This is a genomic window from Burkholderia sp. Bp9004, from assembly GCF_003858025.1.
Taxonomy (GTDB): Bacteria; Pseudomonadota; Gammaproteobacteria; order Burkholderiales; family Burkholderiaceae; genus Burkholderia; species Burkholderia diffusa.
In genome coordinates this window covers 40,542-53,118 of the sequence record NZ_QTQD01000021.1, presented here as the reverse complement: position 1 = coordinate 53,118, position 12,577 = coordinate 40,542, and the positions used below count along the sequence as shown (strand labels likewise).

Sequence of the window (12,577 nt, the reverse complement as noted above, 5' to 3'; positions counted from 1 at the left end):
GATGGCCGCCGCGCTCGAACGACCCAGTCTCACCGCGCTCGGCCAGCCGGGCGCGAGGAGCCGCGACAAGCTCGCGCGCATTCCGGTGCGCGTCGAGCCCGCAGCCGGCGCGGCGCTGCCTAAGCCGCCGTGGCTGCGGGCGCGGCCGATGATGAGCGGGGCGGTCGCCGACATGGCGGCCGTGCTGCGCGATCATCGGCTGCATTCCGTCTGCGAGGAGGCGATGTGCCCGAACATCGGCGAATGCTTCGCGCAGCGCACCGCGACTTTCATGATCATGGGCGGACTGTGCACGCGGCGCTGCCCGTTCTGCGACGTCGCGCACGGCCGCCCCGATCCGCTCGATCCCGACGAGCCCGCGCGGCTCGCCGACGCGGTCGCGGCACTCGAACTACGCTACGTCGTGATCACGTCGGTCGATCGCGACGACCTGCGCGATGGCGGCGCTGCGCATTTTGCGGCCTGCATCGCGGCGGTGCGCGCGAGCGTGCCGGGCATCGGCGTCGAGGTGCTGACGCCCGATTTCCGTGGCCGCGTCGCGCGGGCGCTCGATGCGTTGTCGTCAGCGTGGCCGGACGTGTTCAATCACAATATCGAGACGGTGCCGTCGCTGTATCGGGCGGCGCGGCCGGGCGCCGACTATCGCGGTTCGCTCGAACTGCTCGCGCAGGCGAAGGCCGCGCGGCCGACGCTCGTGACGAAATCGGGCTTGATGCTCGGGCTCGGCGAGCGCGACGACGAGGTGCGGGACACGCTGCGCGACCTGCGCGCGCACGAGGTCGACGTGCTGACGCTCGGCCAGTATCTCGCGCCGTCCGCGCACCATCTGCCGGTGCGCCGCTACGTGAGCCCCGATGCGTTCGCCGCGTGGCGAGACGAGGGGTTGGCGCTCGGGTTCAGGGAAGTCGTTGCCGGTCCGCTCGTGCGGTCCTCGTACCACGCGGCCGACGTGCTGGAGGGCGCGTAGGCCGCGCGCCATGCGTCATGAGCCGTATGCGCTGACGGCCGGTTGCGTGCGGCTGACGTGGCGCAGGTAGAGCGCGAGGCCTGCGCCCGCGAGCATCAGGCTGATCGTGTTCGCGAACCAGAAGCCGCGCGCGCCGGTCAGCCAGGCGGGCGCGATGCCGCCGACGTCGAAACCGAGCACGTAGCCGCCGCCGAGCCCGACGCCCCATAGCGCGACCGCATAGATCACGGTCGGCACGACCGCGACCTTGTACGCGCGCAGCACGAATGCGGACGTGATCTGCAGCGCGTCGAAGAAGTGGTAGCAGGTGACGATCGCGACGAGCGGCAGCGCGGCGGCGGCCACGGCCGGGTTCGGTGTGTAGCCGCCGACGATCAGCGGACGCAGCGTGAACACGAGCACGCCGTACGCCGCCGCGATCCCGCACGCGAGCATCACGCTGTGCCGGCCGAGCAGGCGTGCCTCGTCCGGGCGGCCGGCGCCGAGTGCGCGTGCCACCAGCGTCGACGCCGCGACGCCGATCGACAGCGGCGTCATGTACAGCACCGCGCCGATGTTGCCGGCGATCTGATGGCCGGCGAGCGTCGTCGTACCGAATTGCGCGATGAAGAGTGCCATGCACGTGTACGACGTGACCTCGATCAGGTATGACAGGCCCATCGGCACGCCGAGCTTCAGGATCGCCTTCTGGCGTGCCCAGACGGGCCAGCAAAAGCGCGAGAAGATCGAAAGCGGCGAGAACACGTCGAGCTTTGCGAGCAGCGTGAAGCCGATCAGGGCGAGCGCCCAGTTGATCAGCGTGCTGGCGAGCCCGCAGCCGGGCCCCCCGAGGGCCGGCACGCCGAAGCCGCCGAAGATGAACCACACGTTGAGGGGAAACTTGAGCAGCAGCGCGCCAACCTGCAGGATCATCGCGAGGCGCGGCTTGCCGGCCGCGTTGGCCAGCGCGTTGTAGATCCGGAACACGAGGCTCGCCGGCAGGCCGTACGACAGGATTCGAAGGTAATCGACCGTGCGATCGTGCAGCGCGGGCGGTGCGTGCGCGATGTGCAGCAGCGGTTCGGGAAAGTGCAGCAGCAGGAAGCCGGGAACCGCGAGCATCAGCGCGAGCCACAGCGCCTGACGGACTTCCTCGCCGATTTCCGCGTAGCGCCGCGCACCGTAAAGTTGCCCGGTGATGGGCTGCAGCGCGGACAGGATGCCCGTCATCCCGATGTAGACCGACACGTAGATCGACGAACCGAGCCCGAGTGCGGCCAGGTCGATGGCCGAATACCGGCCGACCATCGCCGTGTCGATCACGCCGAACGCGATGATCGCGAGCTGGCCGACGAGCACCGGCCACGCGAGACCGACGATCCGGCGGATGTCGGCGAACATCGTCAATCGACCGTCCGGTGGCGCGGGCCGCGGCGCTTGACGGGCGCCGTTGGCCGCTCGATGCGCTCGTACAGTCGGAAGCGTTCGTCGCGGTCGGCGACGCGACGGCCTTCCCACACGAGACGCCACACGTATTGCGACATCGCGCTCGGCTCGCCGAAGTCCGCGCGGTCCTGGCGCAGGATCACGTCGCAGTCGCCCGAGAATTCGAAGTGCATGTCGCCGAAGTACGCGAAGGTCGCGATCTGCGCATCGCCGAGCCGCACGGGCGCGATGCACTCATAGTCTTTCGGCAGATGCGACGCGATCTGTTGCGCGACATCGCTGTAAGTCCGGCCGTAGTTGACGATCGGCAGCCACAGCGTCATCAGCAGCACCCACATCAGCGTGGTGCCCGCGCCCGACAGCACGACGCTGCGCCACAGCACCTTCGGCTGGCGCGAGATGCGCCAGCGCGCGAGCAGGCACCAGCACACGGTGACGATCACCGCGCAGATGAACGAGAGGATCTTGAAGTGCGGTTCGTAGCCCGGCACCAGGCGCGCGAGGTTGCGCGCGAGCGGGTGCGGGAAGCCGGTGAGCGACGCGAGCCATACGAGCCACACGAAGGTGCCGAGGATCGTGAAGCTCAGCACCGCGAACCAGTCGAACGCGTTGATCGCGCCGCGCTTGAGCGTCGGCAGCGCGAAGGTAGCGAGCACCGCGAGCGGCGGCAGCAGCAGCATGTACATGCGGTTCGACTGCTGGCTCTGCAGGATCACGAGCGCGACGAGCGGTACCACGACCGACAGCGGAATCGCGATGTGCGCGCGGCGGCGCATGCCGGCCCAGCTCCACCACGCCCAGATCGCGAGCGGCCACGCGGGCCACGTGAAGAGCGGCAGGTTCTTCGCCGCGTAGGCGAGCACCGCGGTCGGCGGGCCCGAGAAGCGCATCAGGCTGCCGTGGATCCACTGATTGAAGAACCACGCGGCGTCGTCGGGTGCCGCGTGGAACGCGGCGAGCGGCCACAGCGCGAAGATCGCGGCCGCAAGCGGCAGGCCGATCAGCGGCAGGCGCAGGTTGCGCATCTCCGGCGTGACGAGCCACAGTGCGGCCGTGCCGGCGAGCAGCGCGACGACGAGCACCGGGTTGCCGGACAGCGCGACGAGGCCGATCGCGACGCCCCACCACAGCGCACCCTGCATCGGCTTGTCGATGCCGCGCACGATGCCGTACACGAACATCGCGATCCACGCGAACTGCGCGAGCTGCGGCGTCGTTTCGTGCCCGCGCTCCGCGAGCCCGAAGCACGCGACGAGGACCAGCAGCGCGCCGTCGGCAAGCGTGCGGCCGTAGTCCCGCGGCTCCGGCTCGCCGCCGAATGCGTACTTGAACGGCTGGACCTCGGCGCGCCGGCCGAGCAGGTAGGCGGCGTACCAGACGAACGCGCACGCGAGGCAGAACAGCACGCCCGTGTCGACGCGCGACGCGTTGCTCGCGTCGACCCACGGTGCCAGCGCGCGGATCGACAGCGCGCCGAGCCAGTAGCCGAGCGGCCCGTCGGTCGTGATGAACTTGCCGACGAGATTCGGCAGCAGCCAATCGTGCCAGCCGCCGGTGGCCATCGTCCACATCACGCCGAAGCCTGCAGCGTCCTCGTTCTTCCACGGGTCGCGGCCGAACAGGCCGAACGCCGCGTAGACGAGGCAGAGCGTAAGCAGCAGCCAGCGCGGCAGCGCGCGCGTGGCGGAGGCGGTGAGACGAACGACTGGCTTCATGCAGATGAGTGATTTGTTATGAGCAGGCGGCCGGCGCGGTCATGCGCCGACGGCGCCGGATTCGGGCATCCGGCATTGTAGACGCGCCGGCCGTTGCGCGTCGGACGATTGCCCCTGCACCGGCCGCCGTGCGGTGTTTTCCCGGCGAGCGGAGACAAAAAAGGGCAGCCTGGGCTGCCCTTTCGTGCGGTACCGGTGCGTTGCAACCACCGGATCGGTGCGAAGCTTACTTCGCGACCTTGCCGCTGGCGCGTGCGCCGAACTTGTTCTTGAACTTCTCGACACGGCCTGCCGTGTCCATGATCTTTTGCTGACCCGTGTAGAACGAGTGCGATTCCGACGACACTTCGATCTTGGCGAGCGGGTAGGTCTTGCCTTCGTGTTCGACGGTTTCACGCGTCTGGATCGTCGAGCGCGTGATGAACTTGAAGCCGTTCGACATGTCTTGGAAGACGACTTCGCGGTAGTCCGGGTGAATGCCAGGTTTCATGATGTTCCTTGGTGAGAGCGGTAGCCAACCCGCCGCTTGCCGTGCCGGACCGCACGCATTTGCACGATTCAGCCGACGTCAAGCCCGGCGCGAGCCACTTGCCTAAGGTCGAAAAACGGCGATTATGCCAGAAAATCAGACGGTTGACGAATAATTTTCATCACGCGTCGAGGGCGCCCGTCCGGGCCGGATCCTGTCGATAGTAGCGGGCGAGCAGCCGGTAGAGCTCCGGAAATTCGGACTCGAACGCACGCGGTCGCACGAACAGCGCCTCGCTGCACACCGCGAAGAACTCCGACGGGTGATCGGCCGCATAGGGATCGATCAGCGAGTCGCGCTCGAAGCGCGCCCACGCGCGATCCGGCACCGCATCGACGCGCGCGCAGAACTGGTCGTATGCATGCTCGAACACGTCGGCCCACGCCTGCGCGTCGAGGTGCGGCGCGTGCCAGCGGCGAAAAAGGGGCGGATACCCGTCGGCCTCGCCATTGACCATGTCGATCTTGTGCGCGAACTCGTGGATCACGACGTTGTATGCGTCGCGGCCGTCCGTCATCTGCGCGTCTTCCCACGACAGGATCACCGGGCCGCCTTCCCACGCTTCGCCGCTCGCATCCTGCTCGACTTCATGGACGACACCGTCCTCGTCCTGCACGGTCTTGCGGATGACGAATTCACCCGGATACACGACGACGCCGACCCAGCCGTCGTACAGCGACAAATCGAGGTTCAGCACGGGCAGGCACGCCTGCGCGGCGATCGCGACAATCATCTCGTCGGTCAGCGCGAGTCCGTGCGCGGTCGAGAACGATTTCTTCGCGATGAACAGGCTCGTCAGCTCGCGCAGCCGACCCAGGTCGCCGGGCGACAGCGCGTCGAGGAATGGCAGGCGCGCGACGGTGTCCCGCCACAGCTCGTCGGGAATCGGATGGCTGCGCAGCGCGCGGTCGCGGCGGCGGTCGTCGAGCCAGCGGGTCAGTTTCGAGAGCATGGAAGCAGCGCGGGAGAATCCAAAGCCTGTCTTTTAACTCAATCGATCTCTTTTTGCCATGCCGCGAAGAGGCCGCCGACGAGCGCGACGCCCGCGAGGAAATAGAAACCGTCGAGCGACGCGAGGAACGACGCCTGTTGCGCGACCATTCGCGCGATCGATGCGATCGCGAGGGTGTGCGCCTCGTTCAGCGCATGGCCGGCAGCCGCGTAGCTGCGCGTGAGCGCGTCGACGGTTTGCTGGAACAGCGGATCGAACACGTTCGCGCGCTCCACGAGCCGCGTCTGATGTACGGCCAGCCGGTGCTGCTCGACGATGATCACCGACGACGTCGCGAACGAGATCGTCAGTTGCCGCACGATGTTCTTCAGCCGGTAGCCGTGCGTGTATTCGTCGATCGCGAAGATGCGGAACGTCAGGTTCGCGACCGGCAGCACGATGAACAGCAGCAACAGCCCGCGCAGCAGCAGCGGGACGATCAGCGCGGCCTCGCCGACCTGGGGCGTCATCCGCGTCATCCACCGCGCTGCGACGATCGCGATCGCGAACCCCGGCACGACGAACCATTTCTTGTGCGTGACGCGCTTCGCGTGGCGCAGGTAGACGAACAGCGCGGTGGCCGAGATCAGCGACATCGTGCCGACCAGGCGCCCGGCGTTCTCGACCGGATAGCCGAGCCCGCCTTCGAGCAGGCGGGAGGTCAGGTAGCTGAAGCCCGTCGACTCGTAGTAATAGAACATATACAGCAGCAACCCGACCTGGAACGTGCGCTCGCGAAACGCATGCAGTCGCACGAGCGGCGTCGGATGGTTCCACTGGTGATAGGCGAACCACGCGAGCGCGCCAAGGCCCCCGATCGTCAGCAGGATCAGCATTGGCGAACCGCTGTAGAGCTGGTAGTGCACCTGCTGCAGCACGATCTGCAGCGCGCCTTGCGCGAGCGCGAACACGACGTACGGCCAGAAATGCCCGGAGCCGCGCTCGTCGTCGGGCGTTTTGCCCGAATCGGGCAGCGTGAGGAGCGCGAGAATCGCGAATGCGATGCCTGCGGGCGCGGTGCACGCGAACAGCGCGCGCCACGTCAAATGCGCGACGAGCAGCCCTCCGACGATCGGTGCAAGCGCGCTGCCGAGCAGGATCATGATCAGGAACGCGCGCGTGGCGGGCGGCCGCTCCTGCGGCTTGAAGCTGATCTGGATCAGGATCCGGCATGCACCCATCATCGGGCCGATGAAGTAACCTTGGAAGCCGCGCGCGAACGCGAGCTCGAGCGACGTGTTGGCGAGTGCGGCCGCGATCGCGCCGAACGAGAACATCAACATGCAGCCGGCGACGTAGCGGCGATGGCCGAGCCGATCGACCCACCATTGCTGCTGCAGGATGCCGAGCACGGCCGTGACCGCATACGCGCTCGACGACCACACGAGCTCGTCGGGCGACGCGTTGATGCCGCCCGCTATGTAGCTCGCGAAGAACGAGAAGGCCGCGTTGTCGAAGTAGTCGATGCCGGTCACGAGCGCGAGCGCCCACGGGAACAGGTCCGCGCGCAGGTTCGCACGGCTCCACAGCGGCGGGCGACCCGGCGCGACGTTCATTCCCGATCCTTGCGCGAGCGCCGCGTGCCGGCTTCGGCTTGCCGCTGCGCGATCAGCGTGTCGGGGTTTTCGCCGGCGAGGCGCCGTTCGATGTAGTCGATGTCGTGCTGCAGTTCCGTGCGCAGCGCGACGGCTTCCTTCAGCTCGCGCTGGACGGCCGCAATCCGCTGGTCGAGCGTGTCGATTTGCTCGGCGAGCCCCGAGCGGATGTCGCGCAGCGACGCGTCCGAATAGCGGCGCCGGCCGTCGCCCGTTTCTTCCAGCGGGCGCTTGAGCATCTCGGTGATGCCGTGTAGCGAAAAGCCGAGCGCGCGCAGCCGCAGGATGCGGGCGAAGCGTTCGAGATCGGCTTCGTCGTAGAGGCGATAGCGGCCGCCGCTGCGTGACGGCGTGACGAGCCCGCGCTCTTCGTAATACTTCAGTGTGCGCGGCGTGACGCCGAGCCGCGACGCGGCGTCGCTCACGGTCAGCAGCGAGGGGGAGGCGTCGTTCGGCATTGGATTGGCGCGGCTTCGATTGGGGCGATGGCGCGATTATAGATCAACCTGTACGTTCACGTTCAGGTTGACGTGAAAAAACGGCTGCCGGGCGAAATGCGCGGGCAGCCGTTCGTTGCGGTGCGGGGGCGATCAGCCGCCGCGGCGCATCAGGTCGAAGAACTCGGAGTTGCTCTTCGTCTGGCGGATCTTGTCGAGCAGGAATTCCATCGCCTCGACTTCGTCCATGTCGTGGATGAACTTGCGCAGCACCCAGATCTTTTGAAGGATCTCGGGCTTGATCAGCATTTCTTCGCGGCGCGTGCCCGACTTGTTCAGGTTGATCGACGGATAGACGCGCTTTTCCGCGAGACGGCGCTCGAGGTGCACTTCCATGTTGCCGGTGCCCTTGAACTCTTCGTAGATCACGTCGTCCATGCGGCTGCCGGTTTCGATCAGCGCGGTGCCGATGATGGTCAGCGAGCCGCCTTCCTCGATGTTGCGCGCCGCGCCGAAGAAGCGCTTCGGGCGCTGCAGCGCGTTCGCGTCGACACCGCCCGTCAGCACCTTGCCCGACGCCGGGATCACGGTGTTGTACGCACGTGCGAGACGCGTGATCGAGTCGAGCAGGATCACGACGTCGTGCTTCATTTCGACGAGGCGCTTGGCCTTCTCGATCACCATTTCGGCGACCTGCACGTGACGCGTGGCCGGTTCGTCGAACGTCGAAGCGATCACTTCGCCGGCGACCGAGCGCTGCATTTCGGTCACTTCTTCAGGGCGCTCGTCGATCAGCAGCACGAACAGGATGACGTCGGGATGGTTCTGCTTGATCGCATGTGCGATGTGCTGGAGCATCACGGTCTTGCCCGACTTCGGCGACGCGACGAGCAGGCCGCGCTGGCCCTTGCCGATCGGCGCGATCATGTCGATGATGCGGCCCGTGACGTTCTCTTCGCCGCGCATTTCGCGTTCGAGCGACAGCGGCTTGTTCGGGTGCAGCGGCGTGAGGTTCTCGAACATGATCTTGTGTTTCGAGGCCTCGGGCGGCTGCCCGTTGACTTTGTCGACCTTCACCAGCGCGAAGTAGCGCTCGCCGTCCTTCGGCGTGCGGACTTCACCTTCGATGGTGTCGCCGGTGTGCAGGTTGAAGCGGCGGATCTGCGACGGGCTGATATAGATGTCGTCGGTGCTCGCGAGGTACGACATTTCCGGCGAGCGCAGGAAGCCGAAACCGTCCGGCAGCACTTCGAGCGTGCCGTCGCCGAAGATCGTCTCTCCCGTCTTGGCGCGCTTTTTGAGAATGGCGAACATCAATTCCTGCTTGCGCAGGCGGTTCGCGTTTTCGATCTCCAGGCCATTGGCCATTTCGATCAGTTCGGACACGTGCAGAGACTTGAGCTCGGATAAATGCATACGGAGAACCCGCCAGGGAGGAGATGCGACGAAAAGAAAAGGGAGGAGGGCGAGCGGAAGCGCTCTGAGACTTAATGCGTCTTGTAGACGTTTTTTGATTCTAGCATACGCCGATTCGCGCCTGAGCGGCCGATCGGCGGCTTGACGGCGGACGTGTTGTCGGTTGACAACACGTCCGCGGAACAGCCGGTATTACAGGTGGCTGTCCAGGAATGCGGTGAGCTGCGACTTCGACAGCGCGCCGACCTTCTGCGCGGCGGCCGCGCCGTTCTTGAACAGGATCAGCGTCGGGATGCCGCGCACGCCGAACTTCGCAGGCGTTGCCTGGTTGTCGTCGACGTTGATCTTCGCGATCTGCAGCTTGTCGCCGTAATCCTTCGCGACTTCGTCGAGGATCGGGGCGATCATCTTGCACGGGCCGCACCATTCGGCCCAGAAGTCGACGAGCACGGGCTTGTCGGATTTGACGACGTCCTGTTCGAACGATGCGTCGCTGATGTGTTTGATCTGTTCGCTCATTGGGTCAATACCTCTTACGGTTCGGGGACTGCCTGCTCGGCGCGTTGCGGCGCTCCGGCGGCCTTGTCGGCTGCCGGCCGCTGCCGCAGGTCACTCCCCTCTCCGGAAGGAAGGGCGTAAGCGCTGCTTGGCGCGGCTCGCGGGTCGTTCGGGCGTCATATTAGCCTAAATTGCTATCTGCTGCGGGCGGCGATAGTAGCCGCTACGCGAGTAGGGGTACGACGCGCCGTTTGACCGTTGTGTCCCGAACGTGGAGGCCGGCGCGCAAAATTCAAGAGTCACGAAGCGTCACGATATATGACCGCGGGTTCGCGCCGGATTGGAGAGCCCGCACGCGCGTCGGTTTGCTCGATCTTTGGCCTTGTTGCGAACAAACGGTCGCATTCGGCCGGAAGCGGTGATAGAATATGCCGTGACGGGCCTCCTCGCATGGTGGGGCGGTGAACCTGGTCAGGTCGGGAACGAAGCAGCCACAATCGTTTTCCGCCAGTGCCGAGGGTCGGGCTCGTCACCTTTCCTCTCGCCCCGTTCGCCGGGCGTTTTTTATTTCTGCGTCATTCTCCGTTCTACCTGCGCATTGCCCGTCTTCAGCACCGTTTCACGTGTCGGCGCGACGCAGCGTTACTGATACAATTTCCCGATGACCTATCAAGTTCTCGCACGCAAGTGGCGTCCGAAGGATTTCGCTTCGCTCGTCGGCCAGGAGCACGTCGTCAGGGCGCTCACGCACGCGCTCGACGGCGGGCGTCTCCATCACGCCTATCTGTTTACCGGAACCCGCGGCGTCGGCAAGACGACGCTGTCGCGGATCTTCGCGAAGGCACTCAACTGCGAAACCGGCGTCACGTCGCAGCCGTGCGGTGTGTGCCGCGCGTGCCGCGAGATTGACGAAGGCCGCTTCGTCGATTACGTCGAAATGGACGCGGCGAGCAACCGCGGCGTCGACGAAATGGCCGCGCTGCTCGAGCGCGCGGTGTACGCGCCCGTCGATGCGCGCTTCAAGGTCTACATGATCGACGAAGTGCACATGCTGACGAATCACGCGTTCAACGCGATGCTGAAGACGCTCGAGGAGCCGCCGCCGCACGTCAAGTTCATCCTCGCGACGACCGATCCGCAGAAGATTCCCGTCACGGTGCTGTCGCGCTGCCTGCAGTTCAACCTGAAGCAGATGCCGGCCGGGCACATCGTGTCGCATCTCGAACGGATCCTCGGCGAAGAGCGGATCTCGTTCGAGCAGCAGGCGCTGCGCCTGCTCGCGCGCGCCGCGCAGGGCAGCATGCGCGATGCGCTGTCGCTGACCGACCAGGCGATCGCCTATTCGGCGAACGAAGTGACCGAATCGGCTGTGTCGGGCATGCTCGGCGCGCTCGACCAGACCTACATGGTGCGCCTGCTCGATGCGCTCGCGGCCGGCAACGGCCCGGAGATTCTCGCGATCGCCGACGAGATGTCGCTGCGCAGCCTGTCTTTTTCCACCGCGCTGCAGGACCTTGCGAGCCTGCTGCACCGGATCGCGTGGGCGCAGTTCGCGCCGGGCTCGGTTCTCGACGAATGGCCGGAAGCGGCCGACCTGCGCCGCTTCGCGGAGACGCTGAGCCCCGAGCAGGTTCAACTGTTCTATCAGATCGCGACGGTCGGACGCGCGGAGCTCGGCCTTGCGCCGGACGAATACGCCGGCTTCACGATGACGCTGCTGCGGATGCTCGCGTTCGAGCCGGCCGTCGGCGCCGGCAGTGCGCCGGGCGGTCAGCCGGCCGTGCCGCGTGCCGTGCCCGCGGCTGCGCCGCGTGTGGCAGCCGCCGCGTCGGCGGCGCCCAAGCCGTCTTCGGAACAGGCAGCCGCCGCGGGCGCAGCACGCCCGCTAGCGGCCGCTCCGGTCGCGCCCGCTGCGCGTCCGTCGCCGGCCCGGTCCGACGAAGCGGTGACTTCGCCTGCCGTGAAGCCTGTTTCGACGCCGGCTGCGGCAGCGGCCGCAGCGCCGCTGCCGGAAGCAAACCCGGCACCGCAGGCAGCACCGGCGAGCGATGCGCTGCCCGCTGTCCGCAACGAACCCGAATTGCCTGCTGCCGCCACGCGCAACGACGAACCAGCGCCGGCTGCCGAACAGGCGCCGCGTGCCGTGCCGGCCGAGCCCGTCGCGCGCCCGGCGGCCCGCGGCGGTGCGGCTGCCGCACTCGACGTGCTACGCAATGCCGGCATGCGCGTGTCGTCCGACCGTTCGCGGGCGGGCGGCGCATCGAAACCGGCGGCGGCCCAGCCGGCCCCGGAGAAACCGGCGGTATCGCGACCTGCCGTGCAGGTGCCGACGCCGCGCGCGGCGGCACGAGCGCCGCAGCCAGCCGACACGCGCCAGGCTCCGCCGCCGTGGGAAGACATTCCGCCGGACGAATACGTGCCGCTCAGCGCCGACGAGATGTTCGGCGGTGCGGCGGACGACGGCTTCGTACCTGTGTTCGACAGCGGCCCCGATGACGTGCGCATTGCGCCGAAGGCGGCGGAGGCCCGTCCGTCCGCACCGGTCGACACGCGCCCGCTGCCGCCCGCGATCGCGCTCGACCCGGTCGGCTTCGACGGCGAATGGCCGGCGCTGGCCGCACGGTTGCCGCTGAAGGGCGTCGCGTATCAGCTCGCGTTCAACAGCGAGCTGACGGCCGTCGACGCGACGACGTTGAAACTGTCCGTGCCGGTGCCGCAGTATGCGGACGCCGCCCAGGTCGCGAAACTGAAGGCCGCCCTGGCCGACGCGCTCGGCAAGCCCGTCGAGGTCGAGGTCGAGGTCGGGCCCGCGCGGCGCACCGCGGCGGCGCTGGATGCGGCCGCGCGTGCGGTACGCCAGCGCGAGGCCGAGCAGGACATCCATGGCGATCCGTTCGTCCAGCAACTCGTGCGTGACTTCGGGGCGCGTATCGTCGAAGGCTCGGTGCGGCCGCTCGCCGATTTGGCGCCGGACGGCACATCCCCGACGCTGCATTGAACGAAT

General features: G+C 67.1%; 10 protein-coding genes and 1 other RNA gene. 3 read left to right on the top strand and 8 right to left on the bottom strand.

Going from position 1 to position 12,577, the window contains the following annotated elements; genetic code table 11:
• The first annotated feature begins 1 nt into the window (after position 1).
• Positions 2-967 (top strand): lipoyl synthase, encoded by a 966-nt coding sequence (gene lipA, locus DIE08_RS22125; RefSeq protein WP_059604332.1) that lies wholly within the window; start codon positions 2-4, stop codon positions 965-967.
• Between the two features lie 15 nt (positions 968-982).
• Here the strand turns inward: lipA and DIE08_RS22120 are convergent, their stop codons facing one another.
• The 8 genes from DIE08_RS22120 to trxA form a co-directional block, all read right to left on the bottom strand.
• Complete coding sequence (locus DIE08_RS22120) at positions 983-2,347, bottom strand: MATE family efflux transporter (protein WP_124903571.1); 1,365 nt, start codon at positions 2,345-2,347, stop codon at positions 983-985.
• Between the two features lie 2 nt (positions 2,348-2,349).
• Entirely contained in the window at positions 2,350-4,107 is a 1,758-nt protein-coding gene (locus tag DIE08_RS22115; protein ID WP_124903569.1) for a glycosyltransferase family 39 protein, read from the bottom strand.
• A 226-nt stretch (positions 4,108-4,333) separates the two neighbouring features.
• Positions 4,334-4,597 (bottom strand): type B 50S ribosomal protein L31, encoded by a 264-nt coding sequence (locus DIE08_RS22105; RefSeq protein ID WP_059604341.1) that lies wholly within the window; start codon positions 4,595-4,597, stop codon positions 4,334-4,336.
• Positions 4,598-4,757: 160 nt separating this feature from the next.
• Complete coding sequence (locus DIE08_RS22100; RefSeq protein WP_124622634.1) at positions 4,758-5,588, bottom strand: zinc-dependent peptidase; 831 nt, start codon at positions 5,586-5,588, stop codon at positions 4,758-4,760.
• A 38-nt stretch (positions 5,589-5,626) separates the two neighbouring features.
• The gene (locus tag DIE08_RS22095; protein WP_124903567.1) at positions 5,627-7,183 is read right to left on the bottom strand and encodes an MFS transporter; all 1,557 of its coding nucleotides are present in this window, start codon (positions 7,181-7,183) and stop codon (positions 5,627-5,629) included.
• Positions 7,180-7,680, bottom strand: a complete 501-nt coding sequence (locus DIE08_RS22090) for a MerR family transcriptional regulator (protein ID WP_124903565.1) — start codon at positions 7,678-7,680, stop codon at positions 7,180-7,182. Before DIE08_RS22090 ends, DIE08_RS22095 begins: the two co-directional genes overlap by 4 nt.
• 132 nt (positions 7,681-7,812) lie before the next feature.
• The gene (gene rho, locus DIE08_RS22085) at positions 7,813-9,075 is read right to left on the bottom strand and encodes a transcription termination factor Rho (protein ID WP_006478662.1); all 1,263 of its coding nucleotides are present in this window, start codon (positions 9,073-9,075) and stop codon (positions 7,813-7,815) included.
• A gap of 192 nt (positions 9,076-9,267) precedes the next feature.
• A complete protein-coding gene (gene trxA, locus DIE08_RS22080; protein WP_006402348.1) occupies positions 9,268-9,594 on the bottom strand; it encodes a thioredoxin TrxA in 327 nt (108 codons plus the stop codon).
• A gap of 414 nt (positions 9,595-10,008) precedes the next feature.
• Here trxA and ffs point away from each other — a divergent pair.
• Together ffs and dnaX are read left to right on the top strand one after the other, a co-directional pair.
• An RNA gene (gene ffs, locus DIE08_RS22075) (signal recognition particle sRNA small type) lies at positions 10,009-10,107 on the top strand.
• Positions 10,108-10,234: 127 nt separating this feature from the next.
• Positions 10,235-12,571, top strand: a complete 2,337-nt coding sequence (gene dnaX, locus DIE08_RS22070; RefSeq protein ID WP_124903563.1) for a DNA polymerase III subunit gamma/tau — start codon at positions 10,235-10,237, stop codon at positions 12,569-12,571.
• The last annotated feature ends 6 nt before the right edge of the window (positions 12,572-12,577 follow it).

Excerpts from the sequence above, each read along its gene's own strand:
- lipA (WP_059604332.1), top strand. The coding sequence starts at position 2 with ATGGCCGCCGCGCTCGAACGACCCAGTCTCACCGCGCTCGGCCAGCCG.
- DIE08_RS22120 (WP_124903571.1), bottom strand. The coding sequence starts at position 2,347 with ATGTTCGCCGACATCCGCCGGATCGTCGGTCTCGCGTGGCCGGTGCTC.
- DIE08_RS22115 (WP_124903569.1), bottom strand. The coding sequence starts at position 4,107 with ATGAAGCCAGTCGTTCGTCTCACCGCCTCCGCCACGCGCGCGCTGCCG.
- DIE08_RS22105 (WP_059604341.1), bottom strand. The coding sequence starts at position 4,597 with ATGAAACCTGGCATTCACCCGGACTACCGCGAAGTCGTCTTCCAAGAC.
- DIE08_RS22100 (WP_124622634.1), bottom strand. The coding sequence starts at position 5,588 with ATGCTCTCGAAACTGACCCGCTGGCTCGACGACCGCCGCCGCGACCGC.
- DIE08_RS22095 (WP_124903567.1), bottom strand. The coding sequence starts at position 7,183 with ATGAACGTCGCGCCGGGTCGCCCGCCGCTGTGGAGCCGTGCGAACCTG.
- DIE08_RS22090 (WP_124903565.1), bottom strand. The coding sequence starts at position 7,680 with ATGCCGAACGACGCCTCCCCCTCGCTGCTGACCGTGAGCGACGCCGCG.
- rho (WP_006478662.1), bottom strand. The coding sequence starts at position 9,075 with ATGCATTTATCCGAGCTCAAGTCTCTGCACGTGTCCGAACTGATCGAA.
- trxA (WP_006402348.1), bottom strand. The coding sequence starts at position 9,594 with ATGAGCGAACAGATCAAACACATCAGCGACGCATCGTTCGAACAGGAC.
- dnaX (WP_124903563.1), top strand. The coding sequence starts at position 10,235 with ATGACCTATCAAGTTCTCGCACGCAAGTGGCGTCCGAAGGATTTCGCT.